The 18,702-nt window shown below is 72.1% G+C and carries 20 protein-coding genes; 10 read left to right on the top strand and 10 right to left on the bottom strand.

All coding sequences use genetic code 11. The features are described from left to right. Positions 1 to 60: 60 nt before the first annotated feature. On the top strand, positions 61 to 1,503 hold the full coding sequence (locus AB0P07_RS02325; protein ID WP_365544515.1) for an FAD-dependent oxidoreductase: 1,443 nt from the start codon (positions 61 to 63) through the stop codon (positions 1,501 to 1,503). Between the two features lie 24 nt (positions 1,504 to 1,527). Here AB0P07_RS02325 and AB0P07_RS02320 read toward each other — a convergent pair whose 3' ends face one another. Together AB0P07_RS02320 and AB0P07_RS02315 are read right to left on the bottom strand one after the other, a co-directional pair. Continuing rightward, a complete protein-coding gene (locus AB0P07_RS02320; protein WP_365544512.1) occupies positions 1,528 to 2,100 on the bottom strand; it encodes a Uma2 family endonuclease in 573 nt (190 codons plus the stop codon). 109 nt (positions 2,101 to 2,209) lie between these two features. After that, positions 2,210 to 3,790 carry a methylmalonyl-CoA mutase family protein gene (locus AB0P07_RS02315; protein WP_365543858.1) on the bottom strand — a complete coding sequence of 527 codons (1,581 nt, stop codon included), beginning with the start codon at positions 3,788 to 3,790 and terminating at the stop codon, positions 2,210 to 2,212. Positions 3,791 to 4,067: 277 nt separating this feature from the next. Between AB0P07_RS02315 and AB0P07_RS02310 the strand changes: the two genes are divergently transcribed. Beyond that, positions 4,068 to 4,946 carry a L,D-transpeptidase family protein gene (locus AB0P07_RS02310; protein ID WP_365543856.1) on the top strand — a complete coding sequence of 293 codons (879 nt, stop codon included), beginning with the start codon at positions 4,068 to 4,070 and terminating at the stop codon, positions 4,944 to 4,946. Between the two features lie 219 nt (positions 4,947 to 5,165). Here the strand turns inward: AB0P07_RS02310 and AB0P07_RS02305 are convergent, their stop codons facing one another. The 8 genes from AB0P07_RS02305 to AB0P07_RS02270 all read right to left on the bottom strand — a co-directional run bounded on the left by AB0P07_RS02305 (position 5,166) and on the right by AB0P07_RS02270 (position 12,558). Further along, positions 5,166 to 6,329 carry a hypothetical protein gene (locus AB0P07_RS02305; RefSeq protein WP_365543854.1) on the bottom strand — a complete coding sequence of 388 codons (1,164 nt, stop codon included), beginning with the start codon at positions 6,327 to 6,329 and terminating at the stop codon, positions 5,166 to 5,168. Continuing rightward, entirely contained in the window at positions 6,329 to 6,991 is a 663-nt protein-coding gene (locus AB0P07_RS02300) for an RNA polymerase sigma factor (RefSeq protein ID WP_365543851.1), read from the bottom strand. Before AB0P07_RS02300 ends, AB0P07_RS02305 begins: the two co-directional genes overlap by 1 nt. A gap of 360 nt (positions 6,992 to 7,351) precedes the next feature. Continuing rightward, positions 7,352 to 8,248 (bottom strand): hypothetical protein, encoded by an 897-nt coding sequence (locus AB0P07_RS02295; protein WP_365543848.1) that lies wholly within the window; start codon positions 8,246 to 8,248, stop codon positions 7,352 to 7,354. Continuing rightward, entirely contained in the window at positions 8,245 to 8,862 is a 618-nt protein-coding gene (locus tag AB0P07_RS02290) for an RNA polymerase sigma factor (protein ID WP_164411690.1), read from the bottom strand. Before AB0P07_RS02290 ends, AB0P07_RS02295 begins: the two co-directional genes overlap by 4 nt. A gap of 126 nt (positions 8,863 to 8,988) precedes the next feature. After that, on the bottom strand, positions 8,989 to 9,411 hold the full coding sequence (locus tag AB0P07_RS02285) for a hypothetical protein (protein WP_365543844.1): 423 nt from the start codon (positions 9,409 to 9,411) through the stop codon (positions 8,989 to 8,991). Between the two features lie 163 nt (positions 9,412 to 9,574). Then, the gene (locus AB0P07_RS02280) at positions 9,575 to 10,144 is read right to left on the bottom strand and encodes a hypothetical protein (protein ID WP_125629120.1); all 570 of its coding nucleotides are present in this window, start codon (positions 10,142 to 10,144) and stop codon (positions 9,575 to 9,577) included. An 87-nt stretch (positions 10,145 to 10,231) separates the two neighbouring features. Continuing rightward, positions 10,232 to 10,819, bottom strand: coding sequence for a hypothetical protein (locus AB0P07_RS02275; RefSeq protein WP_365543840.1), 588 nt, complete (start codon positions 10,817 to 10,819; stop codon positions 10,232 to 10,234). A gap of 122 nt (positions 10,820 to 10,941) precedes the next feature. Continuing rightward, positions 10,942 to 12,558 carry a glycoside hydrolase family 20 protein gene (locus AB0P07_RS02270; RefSeq protein WP_365543838.1) on the bottom strand — a complete coding sequence of 539 codons (1,617 nt, stop codon included), beginning with the start codon at positions 12,556 to 12,558 and terminating at the stop codon, positions 10,942 to 10,944. Between the two features lie 230 nt (positions 12,559 to 12,788). Between AB0P07_RS02270 and AB0P07_RS02265 the strand changes: the two genes are divergently transcribed. The 8 genes from AB0P07_RS02265 (at position 12,789) to AB0P07_RS02230 (ending at position 18,701) form a co-directional block, all read left to right on the top strand. Next, a complete protein-coding gene (locus tag AB0P07_RS02265) occupies positions 12,789 to 13,283 on the top strand; it encodes a 2-oxo-4-hydroxy-4-carboxy-5-ureidoimidazoline decarboxylase (RefSeq protein WP_365543835.1) in 495 nt (164 codons plus the stop codon). A gap of 265 nt (positions 13,284 to 13,548) precedes the next feature. Continuing rightward, complete coding sequence (sdhC, locus tag AB0P07_RS02260) at positions 13,549 to 13,929, top strand: succinate dehydrogenase, cytochrome b556 subunit (protein WP_133887798.1); 381 nt, start codon at positions 13,549 to 13,551, stop codon at positions 13,927 to 13,929. Between the two features lie 5 nt (positions 13,930 to 13,934). After that, positions 13,935 to 14,423, top strand: coding sequence for a succinate dehydrogenase hydrophobic membrane anchor subunit (locus AB0P07_RS02255; protein WP_102931451.1), 489 nt, complete (start codon positions 13,935 to 13,937; stop codon positions 14,421 to 14,423). A gap of 19 nt (positions 14,424 to 14,442) precedes the next feature. Further along, on the top strand, positions 14,443 to 16,197 hold the full coding sequence (gene sdhA, locus AB0P07_RS02250; protein WP_365543831.1) for a succinate dehydrogenase flavoprotein subunit: 1,755 nt from the start codon (positions 14,443 to 14,445) through the stop codon (positions 16,195 to 16,197). Then, a complete protein-coding gene (locus tag AB0P07_RS02245; protein WP_365543828.1) occupies positions 16,197 to 16,970 on the top strand; it encodes a succinate dehydrogenase iron-sulfur subunit in 774 nt (257 codons plus the stop codon). Before sdhA ends, AB0P07_RS02245 begins: the two co-directional genes overlap by 1 nt. Before the next feature lie 165 nt (positions 16,971 to 17,135). Next, the gene (locus AB0P07_RS02240) at positions 17,136 to 17,756 is read left to right on the top strand and encodes a Uma2 family endonuclease (protein ID WP_365543825.1); all 621 of its coding nucleotides are present in this window, start codon (positions 17,136 to 17,138) and stop codon (positions 17,754 to 17,756) included. A gap of 41 nt (positions 17,757 to 17,797) precedes the next feature. Then, positions 17,798 to 18,208 carry a VOC family protein gene (locus AB0P07_RS02235; RefSeq protein ID WP_061442913.1) on the top strand — a complete coding sequence of 137 codons (411 nt, stop codon included), beginning with the start codon at positions 17,798 to 17,800 and terminating at the stop codon, positions 18,206 to 18,208. A gap of 85 nt (positions 18,209 to 18,293) precedes the next feature. Then, positions 18,294 to 18,701, top strand: coding sequence for a hypothetical protein (locus tag AB0P07_RS02230; RefSeq protein ID WP_125629126.1), 408 nt, complete (start codon positions 18,294 to 18,296; stop codon positions 18,699 to 18,701). Position 18,702: the final 1 nt, after the last annotated feature.

Below are 18,702 nucleotides of genomic sequence, written 5' to 3'. Positions count from 1 at the left end.
AGGGCCACCCTCGGACCCACACGGAACTTAACAACGTTAAGGAGAGTTGCCGTGAATGTCATGGATACGCATGCCCTGGACCGTGATGCCCCGGACACCGATGTGCTGATCGTCGGCGCGGGCCCCACCGGTCTCGCCCTGGGTGTCGACCTGGCCCGGCGCGGGGTGGACGCGCTGGTCCTGGAGGCCGCCGGGAAGCTGTTCCCGGGATCGCGGGGCAAGGGCTTCCAGCCCCGCACGATGGAGGTCCTCGACGACCTCGGCGTGGTCGGCGCGATCCACGCGGCGGGCGGCACCTACCCGGTCGGCATGGTCTGGAGGAACGGCGAGCGGGTCGGCGAGCACCACATGTTCGACCCGGCCGAGCCGAGCGAGGACTCACCGTACAACCGGGCGTGGATGGTGCCGCAGTGGCGGACCCAGGAGATCCTGGCGGCGCGGCTCGCGGAGCTGGGCGGCGAGGTCGCCTTCCACCGCGAGGTCGTCGGCGTCGCGCAGGACGCGAGCGGTGTCACCGCACACCTCGCCTCGGGCGGGACGGTGCGCGCCCGCTGTCTGGTCGCCGCGGACGGCGGCCGCTCCGCGGTGCGCCGGGCGCTGGGCATCGGCATGACCGGCGAGACCGTCGACCCGAGCCCGACGCTGGTGGCGGACGTCCGGATCAACGGCCTGGACCGCGACAACTGGCACGTCTTCCCGCCGGGCGACGGCGCCGAGCTCCTCGCCGTATGCCCCCTGGCCGGCACCGAGGACTTCCAGGTGATGGCACGATTCCCGGAGGGCGCCGACGTGGACACCTCCGCGGACGGCGTCCGCAAGGTCGTCGCGGAGCGCTCGCACCTGGCCGCCGAGGACGTGACCGAGGTCCGCTGGGTCTCCGACTTCCGGCCGCGGGCGGCCCTGGCCGACCGTTTCCGCGCGGGCCGGGTCTTCATCGCCGGCGACGCGGCGCACATCCACTCACCCGCGGGCGGGCAGGGCCTGAACACCAGCGTCCAGGACGCCTACAACCTGGGCTGGAAGCTGGGCGCGGTGCTGTCGGGCAGCGCCCCCGCCGGGCTGCTGGACAGCTACGAGGAGGAGCGGCGCCCGATCGCCGCGCAGATGCTGGACCTGTCGACCGCCGTCCACCGCGGCGAGGTGCGGCGCGGCGGGGCGACCCGGCAGCTGGGCATCGGGTACCGGGACTCGTCGCTGACTGAGGAGACCCGGGGCGCCGTGGGCGAGGACGCGGTACGGGCCGGGGACCGCGCGCCCGACGGCCGGGTGGACGGGGTCCGGCTCTTCGACGCCTTCCGGGGGCCGCACTGGACGCTGCTGGCGCTGGGCGCCGACGCGCCCGACGGTGTGGTGGGGCCGACGGTACCGGTGGTGCGCGGGGGCGCGCACGGGGCGTACGGGACGGGGCTGTTCCTCGTACGGCCGGACGGGTACGTCGGGTGGGCCGGGGACACCCCGGAGGGGCTGGGCGAGTACCTGGACCGGTTCGGGCTGGGCGGCTGAGGCCCGAGCCGGTTCCCGTCCGGGTCAGCCGTCGCCGTCGAGGAGGGTGTCGACGGAGAGGGTGAGGCTGACGCCCACGGATTCGGGCACGGGGACGTCCTGACCTCGCTTGAAGCGCTGGGGGGCGGGGTACTTGCCGTCGGCGGGGGCGGTGTAGAGGAGGACCTCGTCGTGGTGGCGGTCGACGATGGCGTAGACCGGGATGCCTGCCTTGGCGTACGTCCCCACCTTGATGGCAGTGTCATTGGACCAGTTGGTGGACGTCACTTCCAGGACCAGCCGGAAGACGTGCGACGCGTGGCAGTTCTTCTCCACGACCGCGTCCCTGTAGACGTCGTCGACCACGGAGAAGTCGGGCACCGCGTAGTCGTCGGGACCCGTCGGCAGCCACAACCCGATACCGCCGAGGTATCTGAGCCCCGCTTGCCTGGCCCCGACCCGGGAGAACTCCTCGATGAGCCAGGTCAGCGACTCCTGGTGCGGACCGTCCGGCGGCGGTGTCACAACGATGCTCCCGTTGAGGATCTCTACCCGGTGGCCGGGCAGCTCCTCCCAGAGATGGTCAGCAGCATCGGCAAGCGACGACTCGTGCATCATGACAGCCACGGCACCCTCCTTACGGGAACACCCTCCACGAGCCTAACCAGGAACGCGCACTTTTCGCCCCCGATCACCCATTCGAGGTAACGCCCCAGCTCAGCCGCCCTCAGAACGCGTCCGAGGGCACATACGTCCCCCACACCTCCCGCAGCGCGTTGCACACCTCGCCCACCGTCGCGCGGGCGCGCAGGGCGTCCTTCATCGGGTAGAGGACGTTGTCCTCGCCCTCGGCCGCCTTCTTGAGGGCCGCCAGCGCCGAGTCCACCGCCGCCTGGTCGCGCTCCGCGCGGAGCCCGGCCAGGCGGTCGGCCTGCTGGGCCTCGATGGCGGGGTCGACGCGGAGCGGCTCGTACGGCTCCTCCTCGTCGAGCTGGAAGCGGTTGACGCCGACCACGACCCGCTCGCCGGAGTCGGTCTCCTGGGCGATGCGGTAGGCGGAGCGCTCGATCTCGCTCTTCTGGAAGCCGTGCTCGATGGCGTTGACCGCGCCGCCGAGGTCCTCGACCTTGCCCATCAGCTCCAGCGCCGCCGCCTCCACGTCGTCGGTCATCCGCTCGACGACGTAGGAACCGGCGAACGGGTCGACGGTCGCCGTCACGTCCGTCTCGTAGGCGAGGACCTGCTGGGTGCGCAGGGCAAGGCGCGCGCTCTTGTCGGTGGGCAGCGCGATGGCCTCGTCGAAGGAGTTGGTGTGCAGGGACTGCGTGCCCCCGAGGACCGCGCCCAGGCCCTGCACCGCGACGCGGACCAAATTCACCTCGGGCTGCTGGGCGGTCAGCTGCACGCCGGCGGTCTGGGTGTGGAAGCGCAGCATCAGCGACTTGGGATTCTTGGCGCCGAACTCCTCCTTCATCACCCGCGCCCAGATCCGGCGGGCCGCGCGGAACTTGGCGACCTCCTCCAGGATCGTCGTGCGCGCCACGAAGAAGAAGGACAGGCGGGGCGCGAAGTCGTCCACGTCCATGCCGGCCGCGACCGCGGTGCGCACGTACTCGATGCCGTCCGCGAGGGTGAACGCGATCTCCTGCGCGGGCGAGGCACCCGCCTCCGCCATGTGGTAGCCGGAGATCGAGATGGTGTTCCACTTCGGGATCTCGGCCCTGCAGTACTTGAAGATGTCCGCGATCAGGCGGAGGGAGGGCTTGGGCGGGAAGATGTACGTCCCGCGCGCGATGTACTCCTTCAGCACGTCGTTCTGGATCGTGCCGGTGAGCTTGTCCGCGCTCACGCCCTGCTCCTCGGCGACGAGTTGGTAGAGCAGGAGCAGCAGGGAGGCCGGGGCGTTGATCGTCATCGACGTGGAGACCTTGTCCAGCGGGATCCCGCCGAACAGCACGCGCATGTCGTCGAGGGAGTCGATGGCGACGCCGACCTTGCCGACCTCGCCGCTGGCGATCGGCGCGTCGGAGTCGTGGCCCATCTGGGTGGGCAGGTCGAAGGCGACCGACAGGCCCATGGTGCCGTTGGCGATGAGCTGCTTGTAGCGGGCGTTGGACTCCGTCGCCGTGCCGAAACCGGCGTACTGGCGCATCGTCCACGGACGGCCCGTGTACATCGACGGGTAGACACCCCGCGTGAAGGGGTATTTCCCGGGCTCGCCCAGCTTCTCGGCCGCGTCCCAGTCCGTCAGGGCGTCGGGCCCGTAGACCGGTTCGATGGGCAGCCCGGACTCGGACTCGCGCGTCATGGTGTGATGCCTCCCGCTGAGCACATGTTCGTACCGCTTCGTACTGCGTGCTGCTTCGTACTGCTCGAACTGCCCGCCGTTTACCCGCCGGTACAGTCCGGCACTTCGACGGACTGTATCCGCGCGCGTGCACCCGGTGGAGTGGCCCACGCTGGGACCTTCCTCACAACCTCGGTGCGGTCCCGGTCACAACGATGCCGCGCCGTTCGCCGCGCGTCATCCGCGGGAACAACTGAAGGGACGTCGGTGCGGGGCCGTGAGACGACGGGGGGCCGTGATGCGTATGACGGGGATGGGGAACACGGGACGGGCGGTCGCCGTCGCCCTGGGGGCGGTCCTGGTGGCGGGCGGCTGCACCGTGCGGACCACCGGGCCGGACGGCGAGGGGCAGGCACCGGTGCGCATAGACGTCACCACCGGGGCCCCGGCGAGGAGCACGCCGTCCGGGAAACGACGGTCGCCGAGCGCGCCACCCCGGGGCCGGGGGGCGTCGGGTGCGCCGTCCACCGGCGCTCCGAAGCCGGCCAGGGTGCTGTGGAAGCGGGGCGACACGGGCCGGGACGTCCGTGAGCTGCAGGCCCGGCTGCGGCAGGTCGAGTGGCTCGTGGACGGGCCGACCGGGACGTACGACGACCTGACCGAGCGCGCCGTCAGCGGCTTCCAGGGCAAGCGCGGGCTGCCGCGGACCGGCCGGACGGACACCGTCACCTGGCAGCGGCTGCTGGGGATGTCGCACGAGCCGGGCAAGTGGGAGCTGTACCTGATGGGCGGCCAGCCCGCCGCCGCGCCCGACCCGCGCTGCACGAGGGGCCGGGTGCTGTGCATCAGCAAGTCGAGCCGGACGCTGCGCTGGATGATCGACGGGCGGACCGTGTCGACGATGTCCGTGCGTTTCGGCTCGCAGCGCACACCGACCCGGGAGGGCGTCTTCCAGGTCTACTGGAAGTCCCGCCACCACGTCTCGACGCTCTACGACTCGGCCATGCCGTACGCCATGTTCTTCAGCGGCGGCCAGGCCGTGCACTACTCCTACGACTTCGCGGCCCGCGGTTACGCGGGTGCCTCGCACGGCTGCGTCAACGTGCGGGACGAGGGGGCGATCGCGGATCTGTACGCGCAGGTGAGGAACGGCGACAAGGTCGTCGTGCACCGGTGAGACGGCGGGACGCCGGGAGCGCCGTGCGGTGAATGGGGCGCGGGCGGGACCGGGGGAACGTGTCCCGCCCGCGCCGAGGTGCACGAGCCGCGGGTACGGGGGGAACCCCGGCTCGGTGCAGGAAGCCGATGACCAGTCGGCTCACTCATTACTGCGTCCCGGCGTCCGAAAGTGTCACACCCTCGGCGGGGAAATCTTCGGCAGGAACGAAACAGCAGGTCAGGCGAGGGTCGCGGAGTGCGCGGCGTGGGGTGCGTAGGCGGGCGGCTGCTGCGGCCGGGGCTCGTAGGCCGACGGGGCGTGCGGGCCGTGGGGGCCCCGGGCGGGCGGGGCTGTGTCGGCGTCGTCGTCATCGCCGTTGCCGCCGTGACCGCTTCTGCCGCCGTCGTCTCCGGCGTCGTCCCGGTTTCCGTGGCCGCCCTGGCCGGCGTCGCCCTTCTTGCCGCCCTTGCCCTTGTCTCCCTTGCCGTCCCTGTCGTCTTCGTCGCCCCTGCCGCTCCGGTCGTCGCCGGTGTCCTTGCGGAGCTCGCCCTCGTGGGTCGCCTTTGCGGAATCGCCGTGCTCTCGGCCGTCCCGGCCGCCGGTGCCGCCGCCGGTTCCGGCAAGGAGGCTGCCGCAGTACTTCGCGACCCGAGACGCTCCCCCGGCCGCCTCCTTCAGCGCGCGTCGGTGGGCGGCGTCGAGTTGCCGGCCGTCGCGGACCTTGCGGCAGGCCGCGGTGAGGTCCGACCGCCGTCCGTCGGAGCCGTCCGAGTCCCGGTCGTCGGCGTCGCGGTCTTCGGCCCCGCCTCCGTCCCGGGCCGTGTCCCCGCCGGGCGTGCCCGAGGCGGCGCCGGGCCGCGACCCGCCCTGCACGCCGTCCAGCGGTGAGGGCGGGCCGAGCGGACGGTCGGGGGAGGCGGCGGCCGAGACGGTCGCGGCGGGTTCCGGTTCGCTGCCGTCGAACGGCGTCGGCAGCACTCCGGTTCCGGCCGCCACCGCCACGCCGCCGACCATGCCGACGGTGAGCGCGGCGGCCAGCCCGAGGCGCAGGGGGCGGCTCCGGCGCGCCCGACGGGCGCCGTCACCGCGCGGGCCGATGCGGACGAAACCGGCGTCCAAGGGCCCGGAGGCGGTGCCGTGCCCGAGGGTGCCCGGCGCGTCCGCCGCCGCGTCGGCCCGCTCGGCGCGCACCTTGCGGAAGGCGGCCAGCGCCGCGGCCTCGCCGGGGAGTTCCTCGCCGGTCGGCGCCGGTGGGGCGGACAGCTCGCCGAGGGCCGCGACGAGCCGGGCGGCCCGGTCGCGGGTCGCCGGGTCGGTGCTCTCCAGCCCCTCCAGTGGCTCTCCGCGCAGCAAGAGTTCCGCCGTTTCGCGGTCCAGCCACTTGTCCTGCTCGTCGGCCATCACATGTCCTTCTGCGTCCGCGCACGCGTATGCGTCACACTCGCGGACGTCACCGCGCGGCCGCGCGGTTCTCGCTGCGGCGGCAGGGCGTCGAGCCCGCCGCCCGATTCCGGATCACCGCCGAGCAGCTCGGCCAGGCGCTTCAGGCCACGGTGCGCCGCCGTGCGGACGGCACCGGGCCGCTTGCCCAGCGTCTCGGCGGCGCTCTTGGCGTCGAGGCCCACGACCACGCGCAGGACGACCGCCTCGGCCTGGTCCTGGGGCAGCCGGGCGATGAGGGAGAGGGTACTGCCGGTGGCCAGGGCCTCCATGGCCTCACCGGCGGTGTCGGACTCGGCGGGCTTGCCGGTCAGCTCCGTCTCGTCGCCGCCGATCACCGGCCGGCGGCCGCGCATGCGGATGTGGTCGAGCGCGCGGTTGCGGGCGATGCGGGCGGCCCAGCCGCGGAACCGGTCGGCGTCGCCGTCGAACCGTTCCAGGTCGCGGGCTATCTGCAGCCAGGCCTCGGAGGCGACGTCCTCGGCGTCGTGATCACCGACGAGCGTGCGCACGTATCCCAGCAGTCGCGGATGCACGGCGCGGTAGACGGTCCGGAACGCGGTCTCGTCCCCGGCCTGTGCCGCACGCACCGCGGCGGTCAGCTCCGCGTCGTCCCCCAGCACCGAGAAGCCTTTCTGCGCCTGAACCGGCGCCGCTCTGGCGGACGTGGTCCTCGCCCTCGTGGTTTCTCCCTTGATGGTCGCGGCGGTCTCCCGCAACCCGTCGCGGGAGCGAGCCCCCCGCTGATCGGCGCGAATGGCACGTTACGTCGTGAAACCGCCACTCGTCCATGTCCACCTCGCATTGCCGTACAAGATGCAACTAACCCGTGACGCGGTGAGGTGTGACAGAAAACGCAGTCGCGGCGCTGAAGGGAGTACGGGCCGCCGCGCGGCCCGTACCGCGCGACGGCCGGGGCCTCTCCTGTGGGGGGTGGCGGCCCCGGCCGTTGCCTTGGCCGCCGCGATCGCTCCTGGTGGGGGCTACGGGAGATCCGGCACCTGCACCGGGGCGCTGCCACCGGTCTCCACGCCGACGCCTCCTTCGCCGACGGTCCCGTCGGCGCCGACCCCCGCGCCGGTGTCGCCCGCACGGCCGTTGCCCGCGTCGTTCCCGTCGGAGCCGTTCCCGGCGTCGGCCGACGACTCCTGCCCGGTCGGCCGGGCGAGCTGCTCGGCGCAGAAGGCCTCGACGCGGTCCGCGCCGCCCGCCGCCGCGACCAGCCGCTGCCAGGTCGTGGCCTCGAGTGCCTTGCCGCTGTCCGCCACTCGCTCGTAGGCGCGGCAGTGGGCCTCGGTGTCCCGGCCGGTGGCCGGGCGGTCCGGCGGCGTGGAGACACCGGGGGCCGTGGAGGTCCCCGGGGAGGTGGAGCCGCCGGGGGGTGTGGTCGCGCGGCCCGGGGCGGCGGGGTCCGGCGGGGTGACCGGCGGGGTGGCGACCGGCCGGACCGAGTCGTCGTCGGTGGCGGCGGGCGGGCGGGTACGGTCCGGGTCGCCGTCGTCCGCGGCGGAGCCGCCCCCGCCGATGGCCGCGTAGGCGACGCCGCCCAGGGTGAGACTCGCCAGCAGGACGGAGAGCGCGGTCTTCAGCGAGCGTCCCGGGTGCCGCCCGGTCCGTGGCCGCCAGTCGTCCCGCCGCCGGGTGCGCGCGGCCCGGCCGGGTTCGGCGTCCCGTACGGCCCGGAAGGCGGCCACGGCGCGCCGCTCGCCCTCGGCGTCGATGCCCTCCCCGCGCAGCGCGGCGGCGAGCAGCGCCTCCGTGCCGGGGGCGTCGCCGGGGGCGGGCCGGGGGCCGACGTCGCGGCCCTCCCCGTGCCGTGCGCCCATGTCCGTCTCCGCTCCCGCTCGCTCCGCCGGGCCGCCGTCCTCGGCACCCCTCATGTCGACTCCCCCAGCGTCCTGGGACCGTCATCCGTCACACCGTCGGCGCCCAGCTGCCGTGCCAGCCGCTTCAGCCCCCGGTAGGTCGCCGTGCGCACCGCGCCGGGCCGCTTGCCGAGCACGCGGGCGGCGGACGGCCCGTCGAGACCGACGACGACCCGTAGCAGTACGGCCTCGGCCTGGTCCGGCGGCAGCCCCGCGACGAGGTTCAGCGCGGTCCGGGTGGAGAGCGTCTCCAGGGCCTGGTCGTGCGTGGAGTGCGGGCCGGGCAGGTCCAGCACGTCCTGCTCCAGCGCCGTCGGCCGGGGCCGCACCTTCTGGCGGCGCAGGTGGTCCAGGGCCCGGTGCCGGGCGATCGTCGCCGTCCAGCCCCGGAAGCCGGCCCCGTCACCCCGGAAGCGCCGCAGGTCGCGGGCTATCTCCAGCCACGCGTCCGCCGCCACGTCCTCAGCGTCGTCCCCGACCAGCCCGCGCAGATAGCCCAGCAGGCCCGGCTGCACGAACCGGTAGGCGACCGCGAAGGCGGCCTCGTCACCGTCCTGGGCCCGCGCGACCGCCGCGCCCAGTTCCCCGTCGTGCGCCTGCACGCGGCGGGGTTCCCCTCGCTGGCCCAAGAACCGTCCTCGTCCGTACCGAGTCCTGCGCGCGCTCGGGTGAGCCCGCCCCCCAAGGTCATCAGCGTCCGCGCGCACAGAAGTGTCACAGGGAACGCCGGCAGTCCCGCTGGTCCCGGCCGGGCGTCACGGGCCCGCCGTGGCGTCCCGGCACAGCAGGCGCAGCGACCCGTCACCGGCGAAGCAGCGGCGGGCCTCGTCCATCGGGTCCCACAGGCGGCCGTCCGGCGTACGGACCCAGTGGTCCCCTCCGGTCGTCCACCACTCGCCGCCCGACTGACGCACGATCACCTCACCGGCGTAGGCGCCGAGTCCGCGCAGCGCCGCCTCCACGGCGGCGTACGGCGGTCCCTCGCGCCGGATGCCGTCGATCACCCGGTCGACGCGCCACAGGCTCTCGGCCGAGTAGTCCAGGCGCAGCCGGGCGCCCTCGCGCATGGTGGCCACCGCGTCCGCCGCCCACCGCACCGGCCTCGCGGCGGCCGCCGGGCGGGGCTGCTGCGTGCTCGTCGGTCCGCTCGCCGATCCGCCGGTCAATCCCCTGGTCATAGTCGTCACATGGGCTAAAGCGTCGCGGGACGCGCTTGCGTCACACACGCGAACCGGCCGTTCCGCAACCGGTACAGGACCGCCCCGGCTCCCCCACGTCCGCCGCACCGCCCCCGCGCGTTCCCCGCACGACGGTCACAGGACACCGGCGTCGGGCCCGGGGTCAGCCCCGTCCCCGGGCCCGGCGGGAGACCACGGCGCGCAGCACCCGGCGCCCCTCCGTGGAGACCTCCAGGGCCGGACGCAGCCCGGCGGCGCCGCGCTCGGCGAGCAGTTCCAGGACGCCGGCCTGGCGGCGCAGTTCGGCGGCGACGAGCGGGGGCAGTCCCCGCGTGCCGCCGTCGCGGGGGACGTCGGCCTCCGGGGCGGTGTCCGCCGCTGGGTCGAGGAGCCGGTGGATCCGGAGCGAGGCGACGGAACAGGCGTCGGCCCACGTCCGCATCGCCGGGCCGGAGCACTCGGCAGGCGCGGCCTCCAGCATGCGGCGGGCCAGGACCACGGCCTCGTCCTCGCCGGTGGCGTCGGGGCCGGCGAGCTTGTCCCGCACCTGTGCCAGGCTCGCGGCCCAGTCGGGGCCGGCCTCGGCGCCGGTGTCGTCGGCGAGGGTCGCCCACAGGGGTCTGAGGGCCTCGTCGTCGCCGTCGAGGAGCGGGACGCAGCGGTCCAAACAAGCCAGCCCGCTCGCGGCGAGTCCGCGTGCGTCGGCCCGCGCGATCAGTTCCACCAGGCTCATCGGGTGCCTCCCTGTTCCTGCCGCTTCGCCCCGCTCAGCGCCGCGGGGCCCGCACTGCCCCTTACTGCGTGCGACGGACCGGGAGTGTCACAGCGGCACGACGCCCAGCCGGTCGAGGAACCGGAAGAAGAGGTTTTCGGCCACCGGACCGGAGTCGGCCCCGGGGCCGGGCGCCCCACCCGCCCCCGCCCCCGCCTCCGCCCCTGCCTCCGCACTCGCGCCCGCACCGGGACCCGGATCGTCCGCCAGCACCTCGGCCAGCTCCCCGGCGTTCGCGGCGCACCCCGCCTCCGCGGCCCAGGCGACGGCGCGTTCGGCGGCGTCGCGGGGCTCCAGGAAGTAGTCCTCCAGGGTGAGCCCGTCCCGCTCGGCGCCCAGGTACCCGGCCATGGCGGTCCGCGCCAGGCAGGTCGTCCACGCGCCGCTCTCGGGCGCCGCCGCCTCCACGACCACGCAGTCGCTGTCCATCACGTATCCGAACAGCGCGGGCGCGCCGGTCTGCCCGGCCAGGTCGTTCATGTTCCCGACGTCTCCGTCGCCGCCCGGGAACTCCCACACCTGCCACCTGCCCGGCGCGCTCTGGCGCAGCGTCATGTCCCCGGCGCCGGCCAGCGCCTCCAGCTCCGCGAGCGGCCGCTCGGCGCGGCCGACCACGAAGTACCCCCAGTAGCCCATGTCCCGGTCCCCCCGGTGTGTCGGTTCGGCTCGGTCAGAAGACCACCACAGCCGTACGGGCGTTGGCAGCAGGATCGGTCAATCGGCGCGCCGCCCGGGACCGCGGGCCGGGGCGGACGGCGTCAGTCGAGGCGGCCCGCCAGCGCCTTGAACTCCGCCCAGGACAGCTCGGGCGCGCCGGCGTCCCACAGCTTCTGCACCGTCGCGGCCAGCGGCAGCCGGATGCCGTCGGCGACCTGGGCCTGGGTCTGGGCGCTCGGGATGTCCCCCCAGACGGCGAAGCTGCCGCCGAGGATCTGGTCGTCGTACTCGGCGGCGACGGCCGTCGTGCCGCGCAGGACGCGCGGGGTCCACTGCTCGTAGATGCGCTCGCCGGTCGGGTAGACGAAGGTCTGCGGCTGGCCGAGCACGTAGTAGAGGAACTCGTCGTTGTAGTTGAGGACCTGGCGGCCCTCCCTCAGGTACTCGGCGGGCGGCCGGGCGCCGATCTCCTTGCCGGTCCAGTAGGCGACCTTGATCTCCTTGAGCGGCGCGACGGACGTGTCCTTGAAGAAGCCGTCGTTCCACGCGCGCGGGGTGCGGTCGTGGGCCATGACCGTCTTGGCGCGGCCGTTGAGCCAGCCGGTGGTGAGGTCGGCGACGGTGCCGTCGGAGCCGTAGGCCTTGCGGGCGGCGGCGGCCAGCGTCGGGTAGGACGCCTCCGGGTTCGGCACCACGAGGGCCTGGTACTCGTCGGCGCCCAGGTGGAACTGGGAGCCGGGGAAGAGGTCGGCGTACTCGTTCAGCAGGTCGTCGACGATCTTCGCGGCCTCCGGCTTGGAGATGTCGATGGCGCCGCGGGTGGGCGTGCCCCGCGCGTTGCGCAGCTGCAGGTCGGGGTGGGCGGCGATCACGGCGCCGAGGTGGCCGGGCGAGTCGATCTCGGGGACGACGGTGATGTGGCGCGAGGAGGCGAGATCGATGATCTCCTTCATCTCGGCCTTGGTGAGGTGGTCGTCGGAGACGATCTCGGGGTGCGAGTCGGACTCGATGCGGAAGGCCTGGTCGTCGGAGAAGTGCAGGCCCAGTTCGTTGAACTTGAGGTCGCCCAGCTCGCGTATCCGGTCCTTGATCCAGTCGGCGCTGTAGTGCTTGCGGGCGATGTCGAGCGAGAAGCCCCGCTTCGGTTTGGCCGGCGCGTCCTTCACCACGCCCTCCGGCGCGGTGCCGCCGCCGGCCACCTCCTGCTTCAGGGTGCGGGTGCCGTAGTAGACGCCGGCCTCGGCGGGCCCGGTGACGGTGACGCGGCCGTCGCGCACGGTCATGGTGTACGCCTCCGGGTTCGCGCCCTTGTCGGCCTTGACGTCGAGCAGCAGGTCCCCGTCCCGTTCGTCGTCCTTCTTCCCCGCGTACGTCATCCCCAGCTCGCCGGCGATCTGCTTGCCCTCGTCGGCGAGGCCGGCGTCGGCGACGACGACCCGGTTGCCCTTCACGGGCTGCCAGCCGGGGCCGCGGGCCGCGGTGTGCTCGCGCACGGCGGGTATGGTGCGTGGCTCCTTGGAGAGCGGATAGGACCGGCTGGGGCTGGGCGCTGCCGCCTCGCCCGAGCGGGTCGCGGAGTCTTCCCCGCCGCCGTCGCCGTCGCCGCCGTCCGTGACCCACAGACCGACTCCCACGCCGAGCGCGGCGACCACCGCGCCGGCGATCACAGCCCGCTGTCTCGCCTGGCGTGCCGGTGTCCGGCCTCCGTGCTGGCTCACAGTGCCAACCTAGGGCCGTCGTTGCCGTCATGCGTCCACCACATGTTCTGAAACTCTCCCGTTCGGGTGAAATTCGGGCAGCGGACGGACACGTGTTGCCGTCACTCGATAACGTGACGCCACATCTTTCGCACAATCCCCTGCCGACACACACGTGAAGCCCACGAGGACACACGCTGCCTGCGTACCGTCTCCCAGACCTCCCCCGCCGAGTGGCCATACCGGTACCGGTGCAAACACGCGCCACACCGGCAACGGCCTCCCCGCTGGAGCGCTTCAACACGGCCCCCGCCGAGGAGGCCGCCCCAACCCTCCTCGCCTGCCTGCACAGCCACGCCTGGGCCCACCGCCTCACCGCCCACCGCCCCTACCCGGACCTCCCCGCCCTCCTGGCGGCGGCGGACGAGGCGTCCTACGACCTCTCCCCGGCCGACCTGACCGAGGCCCTGGCCGCGGAAACGCTGCCCGCCCTCCCCGAGGACACCTACGCGGCGGCCCACACGGCCCTCAGCGCGGCCACCGCGGCCTACGAGTCCCGCTTCGGACACGTGTTCGTCATCTGCCTGGACGGCCTGTCCCCGGACGAGGCCCTCAACCACGTCCTGGCAGCCATCCGGTCACGTTTGGCAAACGATCCGGACGAGGAGCGCCTGGTGACGGCGGAGGAACTCCGACAGCTGGCGAAGACACGACTGAGCAACGCCCTCCAAGGGGCGCGGGGCTGAGACATGTGCGGCTCCGCCGCGCGGGCACGGCCCAGCCACAGCCGGCCCGCACCCGGCATTCAAGGACAAACCCCCACTCCCGTAGCCGCCCCCGCTCACGCCCACTGCTCCTTTGAGTGCAAGTTTGATCACAACCGCAGGCCCCCCGTAAGCGCCGCAGGCAACCGTCGCTACCATGCTGGGGGCCGGTGGACCGTACCCGGCCGGGCCCGACCGACAAGGAAAGCCGGCGCGGCCCCAATCCCCGCTCCCGGAGGAAATTTCCGTGCCGGCTGGAACGCTGTACCGCGGCCGGGAAGGAATGTGGTCCTGGGTGGCTCACCGAGTCACCGGCGTCCTCATCTTCTTCTTCCTGTTCGTTCACGTGCTGGACACCTCTCTCGTACGGGTGTCCCCCGAGGCCTACGACACCGTCGTGGCCACGTACAAGACGCCGATCGTCGCGCTGCTGGAATACGGCCTCGTGGCCGCCATCCTCTTCCACGCGCTCAACGGCCTGCGTGTCATCGCCGTCGACTTCTGGGTCAAGGGCGCCCGCTACCAGAAGCAGATGCTCTGGACCGTCGTCGCCCTGTGGGTCGTGCTGATGCTCGGGGCGATCTACCCCGTCCTCGGCCACGCCGCTCGTGAACTGTTCGGGAGCTGACGCGTATGTCCACCACTGAAACCACCGCCTCCGGCATCGGGCCCGTCGAGGGTGCCGGCGCCTCCGTCTACACCGTGGACAACCCGGCGCCGCTGATCGAGCCGCCCCGCAAGCGGACCAAGAAGTCCCCGAAGTCCACGCGCGGCAACTTCGAGATGGCCGCGTGGCTCTTCATGCGCCTGTCCGGCGTCGTGCTGGTCGTCCTGGTCCTCGGCCACCTGCTGATCCAGCTGGTCCTCGACGGCGGCGTCTCCAAGATCGGCTTCGCCTTCGTGGCGGGCCGCTGGGCCTCGCCGTTCTGGCAGGTCTGGGACCTGTTGATGCTCTGGCTCGCGATGCTGCACGGCGCGAACGGCCTGCGCACGGTCATCAACGACTACGCGGAGCGCGCGAACACCCGTCTGTGGCTCAAGGGCCTGCTCTACACCGCCACGGTGTTCACCATCCTGCTGGGCACGCTGGTGATCTTCACCTTCGACCCGAACATCCGCTAGGCACGGGGCTGCGAAAATCATGAAGGTACACAAGTACGACACCGTCATCGTCGGCGCCGGTGGCGCCGGCATGCGCGCGGCCATCGAGTCGACCAAGCGCAGCCGCACCGCCGTGCTGACGAAGCTCTACCCCACCCGGTCCCACACGGGCGCCGCGCAGGGCGGCATGGCCGCCGCGCTGGCCAACGTGGAGGAGGACAACTGGGAGTGGCACACCTTCGACACGGTCAAGGGCGGTGACTACCTGGTCGACCAGGACGCCGCCGAGATCCTGGCGAAGGAGGCCATCGACTCGGTCCTCGACCTGGAGAAGATGGGCCTGCCGTTCAACCGGACCCCGAACGGCACCATCGACCAGCGCCGCTTCGGCGGTCACAGCCGCAACCACGGCGAGGCCCCGGTCCGCCGCTCCTGCTACGCGGCCGACCGCACCGGTCACATGATCCTCCAGACGCTGTACCAGAACTGCGTCAAGGAGGGCGTGGAGTTCTTCAACGAGTTCTACGTCCTGGACCAGCTGATCACCGAGGTCGACGGCGTCAAGAGGTCCGCCGGCGTGGTGGCCTACGAGCTGGCGACCGGCGAGATCCACGTCTTCCAGGCGAAGGCCGTGATCTACGCCTCCGGCGGCACCGGCAAGTTCTTCAAGGTGACCTCCAACGCGCACACGCTCACCGGTGACGGCCAGGCGGCCGTGTACCGGCGCGGGCTGCCGCTGGAGGACATGGAGTTCTTCCAGTTCCACCCGACCGGCATCTGGCGGATGGGCATCCTGCTGACGGAGGGCGCCCGCGGTGAGGGCGGCATCCTCCGCAACAAGGACGGCGAGCGCTTCATGGAGAAGTACGCGCCGGTCATGAAGGACCTCGCGTCCCGTGACGTCGTCTCCCGGTCCATCTACACCGAGATCCGCGAGGGCCGCGGCTGCGGCCCCGAGGGCGACCACGTCTACCTGGACCTCACCCACCTCCCGCCGGAGCAGCTGGACGCCAAGCTGCCCGACATCACGGAGTTCGCGCGGACCTACCTCGGCATCGAGCCCTACACGGACCCGATCCCGATCCAGCCGACCGCGCACTACGCCATGGGCGGCATCCCGACCAACGTCGAGGGTGAGGTCCTCGCGGACAACACCACCGTCGTCCCCGGCCTGTACGCGGCCGGCGAGGTCGCCTGCGTGTCCGTGCACGGCGCGAACCGCCTGGGCACCAACTCGCTGCTCGACATCAACGTCTTCGGCCGCCGCGCGGGCATCGCCGCCGCGGAGTACGCGCAGAAGGCCGACTTCGTCGAGCTGCCCGAGGACCCGGAGTCCCTGGTCGTCGAGCAGATCGAGCGGCTGCGCTCGTCCACCGGCACCGAACGGGTGGCGACGATCCGCCGCGAGCTGCAGGAGACCATGGACGCCAACGTCATGGTGTTCCGCACCGAGCAGACGATCAAGACGGCCGTCGAGAAGATCGCCGAACTGCGCGCCCGCTACAAGAACGTGTCGATCCAGGACAAGGGCCGGCGCTTCAACACCGACCTGCTGGAGGCCGTCGAGCTGGGCAACCTGCTCGACCTGGCCGAGGTCATGGCGGTCTCCGCCCTCGCCCGCAAGGAGTCGCGCGGCGGTCACTACCGCGAGGACTTCCCCAACCGCGACGACGTCAACTTCATGCGCCACACCATGGCGTACCGCGAGGTGGGCGACGACGGCGCCGAGTCCATCCGGCTCGACTACAAGCCGGTCGTCCAGACCCGCTACCAGCCGATGGAGCGTAAGTACTGATGGCTACCCCTGTCATGGAGAAGAACGACTCGGCCCCCGAGCCGGGCTTCGCCGACTCCCCGTACATCACGGTCACCTTCCGCGTCCGCCGGTTCAACCCGGAGGTCTCGGCCGAGGCGACCTGGGAAGACTTCCAGCTGGAGATCGACCCGAAGGAGCGCGTCCTCGACGCGCTGCACAAGATCAAGTGGGACCTGGACGGAAGCCTGACCTTCCGCCGTTCCTGCGCGCACGGCATCTGCGGCTCGGACGCCATGCGGATCAACGGCAAGAACCGCCTGGCGTGCAAGACGCTGATCAAGGACCTCAGCCCCGAGAAGCCGATCACGGTCGAGCCCATCAAGGGTCTGACGGTCCTCAAGGACCTGGTCGTCGACATGGAGCCGTTCTTCCAGGCGTACCGGGACGTGATGCCCTTCCTGATCACGAAGGACACCAACGAGCCGACGCGTGAGCGCTTCCAGACGGCCGAGGACCGCGAGCGCTTCGACGACACCACCAAGTGCATCCTGTGCGCCGCGTGCACGTCCTCGTGCCCGGTGTTCTGGAACGACGGCCAGTACTTCGGCCCGGCCGCGATCGTCAACGCCCACCGCTTCATCTTCGACTCGCGCGACGAGGCCGGCGAGCAGCGGCTGGAGATCCTGAACGACCGCGACGGCGTGTGGCGCTGCCGCACGACCTTCAACTGCACGGACGCCTGCCCGCGCGGCATCGAGGTCACCAAGGCCATCGCGGAGGTGAAGCGAGCGCTGATCACGCGCCGCTTCTGACACCGTCGGTGTACGCCGGTTGACGGCTGTGAGGGCCCCGTTTCCCCTGGAAACGGGGCCCTCTGGCATATGCCACACCGTCGGGTGAACCCGTCCGCAACGGGCCGTACGGCTACCCTCCGTCCTACGATGATGGCCTCGACACCAGCCCCTAGGAGGCACGCGATGTCCGCAGCATCCGTCGAGCTGCCCCATGGCGACCTTCCGCTGATCGCGGAGGCGAACCGCATCATGGACCGGCTCCCGGGCTACCGCGTCGAGATCATCGGAGGCCAGCTCCTCGTGACCCCGCCACCGCACGGCCCGCACGGCGAAGTCCTGACCGACCTCATCCTGCCCTTCGCGGCCGCGGGCCTTCATGGCACGGAATCGAAGGTGATCCAGAACTTCGGCATCTGGCTACCCACCGATGCGGAGGACTACGCGATCCCGGACCTTGCCGTCGTGGACGCCGACTTCCGCGACCGCCTCATCGAGAACAACTGCTACGACCCGGTCTGCTTCCGCCTCGTCCTGGAGGTCACCTCCAGCAACTGGAGGAACGACCTGAAGACGAAGGTCACCGCCTACGCCGCCGCCATGGTGCCCGTCTACGTGATCGTCGACCGCAAGCACCAGCGCCTGCACGTCCTCACCGACCCGGACTGCGCCGACTACTCCACCCACCGCGTCCACTCCCCCGGCGAGACGGTCACCCTGCCCGACTCGCTCGGTGCCGAGGTCACGTTGGACGTCGGCGAGATCCTTGCCGCCGGACGGACGAAGAGCGCGCCCGGCGAGGGCTGACAATCAGCCGCTCCGGGCGACGATCGTCCTAGCCTGACGCCATGTCAGATGACGAGTCGTACGAACTGCTCGGGTTCGACAACGTACTGCTGCCCGTCGGGGACCTCGGTGAGGCCGTCGGGTTCTACGAGCGGGCCGGGTTCCCGGTCGCCTACCGGCTCGACGAGGCCGGGATCGCGCTGCTGAAGGTCGGCGCCGAGACACCGGGGCTGTTGCTGCGGGTGGAGGAGGAGTTCGGCCGGCAGCCGCCGATGTGGCCCTCCGCGCGGGTGTGGCTGGAGGTCACCGACGCCCGTCTGGCCGCCCGGACGCTGCGCGAGGCCGGGGTGCCGCCGCTCGACGAGCCGTTCCCCGTGGCCACCGGCTGGACCGTCGAGTTCGCCGACCCGTGGGGCAACGTCATCGGCCTCACCGACTACTCCAAGCGCCCGGAGCTGGGCCGCCGCCCCTGAGCGGAACGCTCGCTTGAACGTGTTCAAAAACAGGTCTAGAGTCAGCCCTGTCAGCGTTTTGAACGCGTTCAAGAAGGGGTGGGGCATGGACCGCACCGTCATCGCCTACGTCATCTACCTGGTCGTCAGCATCGGCCTGACCGTCTGGGTGGCCCGCACGCTCAGCCGCAACGGACGGGTCTTCCTCGCCGACGTCCTGCACGGCAACGAGAAGCTCGCCGACGCCGTCAACCACCTCCTGGTGGTCGGCTTCTACCTGGTCAACCTCGGCTTCGTCGCCCTCTACCTGAGCGGCGACGACACGATCGCCGACACCCGCGGCATCTTCGAGGCGCTCTCGACCAAGCTCGGCGTGGTGCTGCTGGTGCTCGGCGTGATGCACCTGGGCAACGTGTACGTCCTGAACAAGATCCGGCGCCGCGGGATGATGGAGCGGGAGCAGCTGCCCCCGGTCCCGCCGCAGGGCTGGGTGGCCCCGACGACCGGGGCCTGAG

Origin of the sequence: Streptomyces sp. NPDC085944, from assembly GCF_040686295.1 — a bacterium.
GTDB classification, from domain to species: Bacteria; Actinomycetota; Actinomycetes; order Streptomycetales; family Streptomycetaceae; genus Streptomyces; species Streptomyces salinarius.
This window is presented reverse-complemented; position numbering and strand designations above follow the sequence as displayed.

What these genes read in the sequence shown, in the direction of transcription:
- AB0P07_RS02325 (WP_365544515.1), top strand. Translation starts at nt 61, where the DNA reads ATGGATACGCATGCCCTGGACCGTGATGCCCCGGACACCGATGTGCTG.
- AB0P07_RS02320 (WP_365544512.1), bottom strand. Translation starts at nt 2,100, where the DNA reads ATGATGCACGAGTCGTCGCTTGCCGATGCTGCTGACCATCTCTGGGAG.
- AB0P07_RS02315 (WP_365543858.1), bottom strand. Translation starts at nt 3,790, where the DNA reads ATGACGCGCGAGTCCGAGTCCGGGCTGCCCATCGAACCGGTCTACGGG.
- AB0P07_RS02310 (WP_365543856.1), top strand. Translation starts at nt 4,068, where the DNA reads ATGCGTATGACGGGGATGGGGAACACGGGACGGGCGGTCGCCGTCGCC.
- AB0P07_RS02305 (WP_365543854.1), bottom strand. Translation starts at nt 6,329, where the DNA reads ATGGCCGACGAGCAGGACAAGTGGCTGGACCGCGAAACGGCGGAACTC.
- AB0P07_RS02295 (WP_365543848.1), bottom strand. Translation starts at nt 8,248, where the DNA reads ATGAGGGGTGCCGAGGACGGCGGCCCGGCGGAGCGAGCGGGAGCGGAG.
- AB0P07_RS02285 (WP_365543844.1), bottom strand. Translation starts at nt 9,411, where the DNA reads ATGACCAGGGGATTGACCGGCGGATCGGCGAGCGGACCGACGAGCACG.
- AB0P07_RS02280 (WP_125629120.1), bottom strand. Translation starts at nt 10,144, where the DNA reads ATGAGCCTGGTGGAACTGATCGCGCGGGCCGACGCACGCGGACTCGCC.
- AB0P07_RS02275 (WP_365543840.1), bottom strand. Translation starts at nt 10,819, where the DNA reads ATGGGCTACTGGGGGTACTTCGTGGTCGGCCGCGCCGAGCGGCCGCTC.
- AB0P07_RS02255 (WP_102931451.1), top strand. Translation starts at nt 13,935, where the DNA reads ATGTCCACCACTGAAACCACCGCCTCCGGCATCGGGCCCGTCGAGGGT.
- sdhA (WP_365543831.1), top strand. Translation starts at nt 14,443, where the DNA reads ATGAAGGTACACAAGTACGACACCGTCATCGTCGGCGCCGGTGGCGCC.
- AB0P07_RS02245 (WP_365543828.1), top strand. Translation starts at nt 16,197, where the DNA reads ATGGCTACCCCTGTCATGGAGAAGAACGACTCGGCCCCCGAGCCGGGC.
- AB0P07_RS02240 (WP_365543825.1), top strand. Translation starts at nt 17,136, where the DNA reads ATGTCCGCAGCATCCGTCGAGCTGCCCCATGGCGACCTTCCGCTGATC.
- AB0P07_RS02235 (WP_061442913.1), top strand. Translation starts at nt 17,798, where the DNA reads ATGTCAGATGACGAGTCGTACGAACTGCTCGGGTTCGACAACGTACTG.
- AB0P07_RS02230 (WP_125629126.1), top strand. Translation starts at nt 18,294, where the DNA reads ATGGACCGCACCGTCATCGCCTACGTCATCTACCTGGTCGTCAGCATC.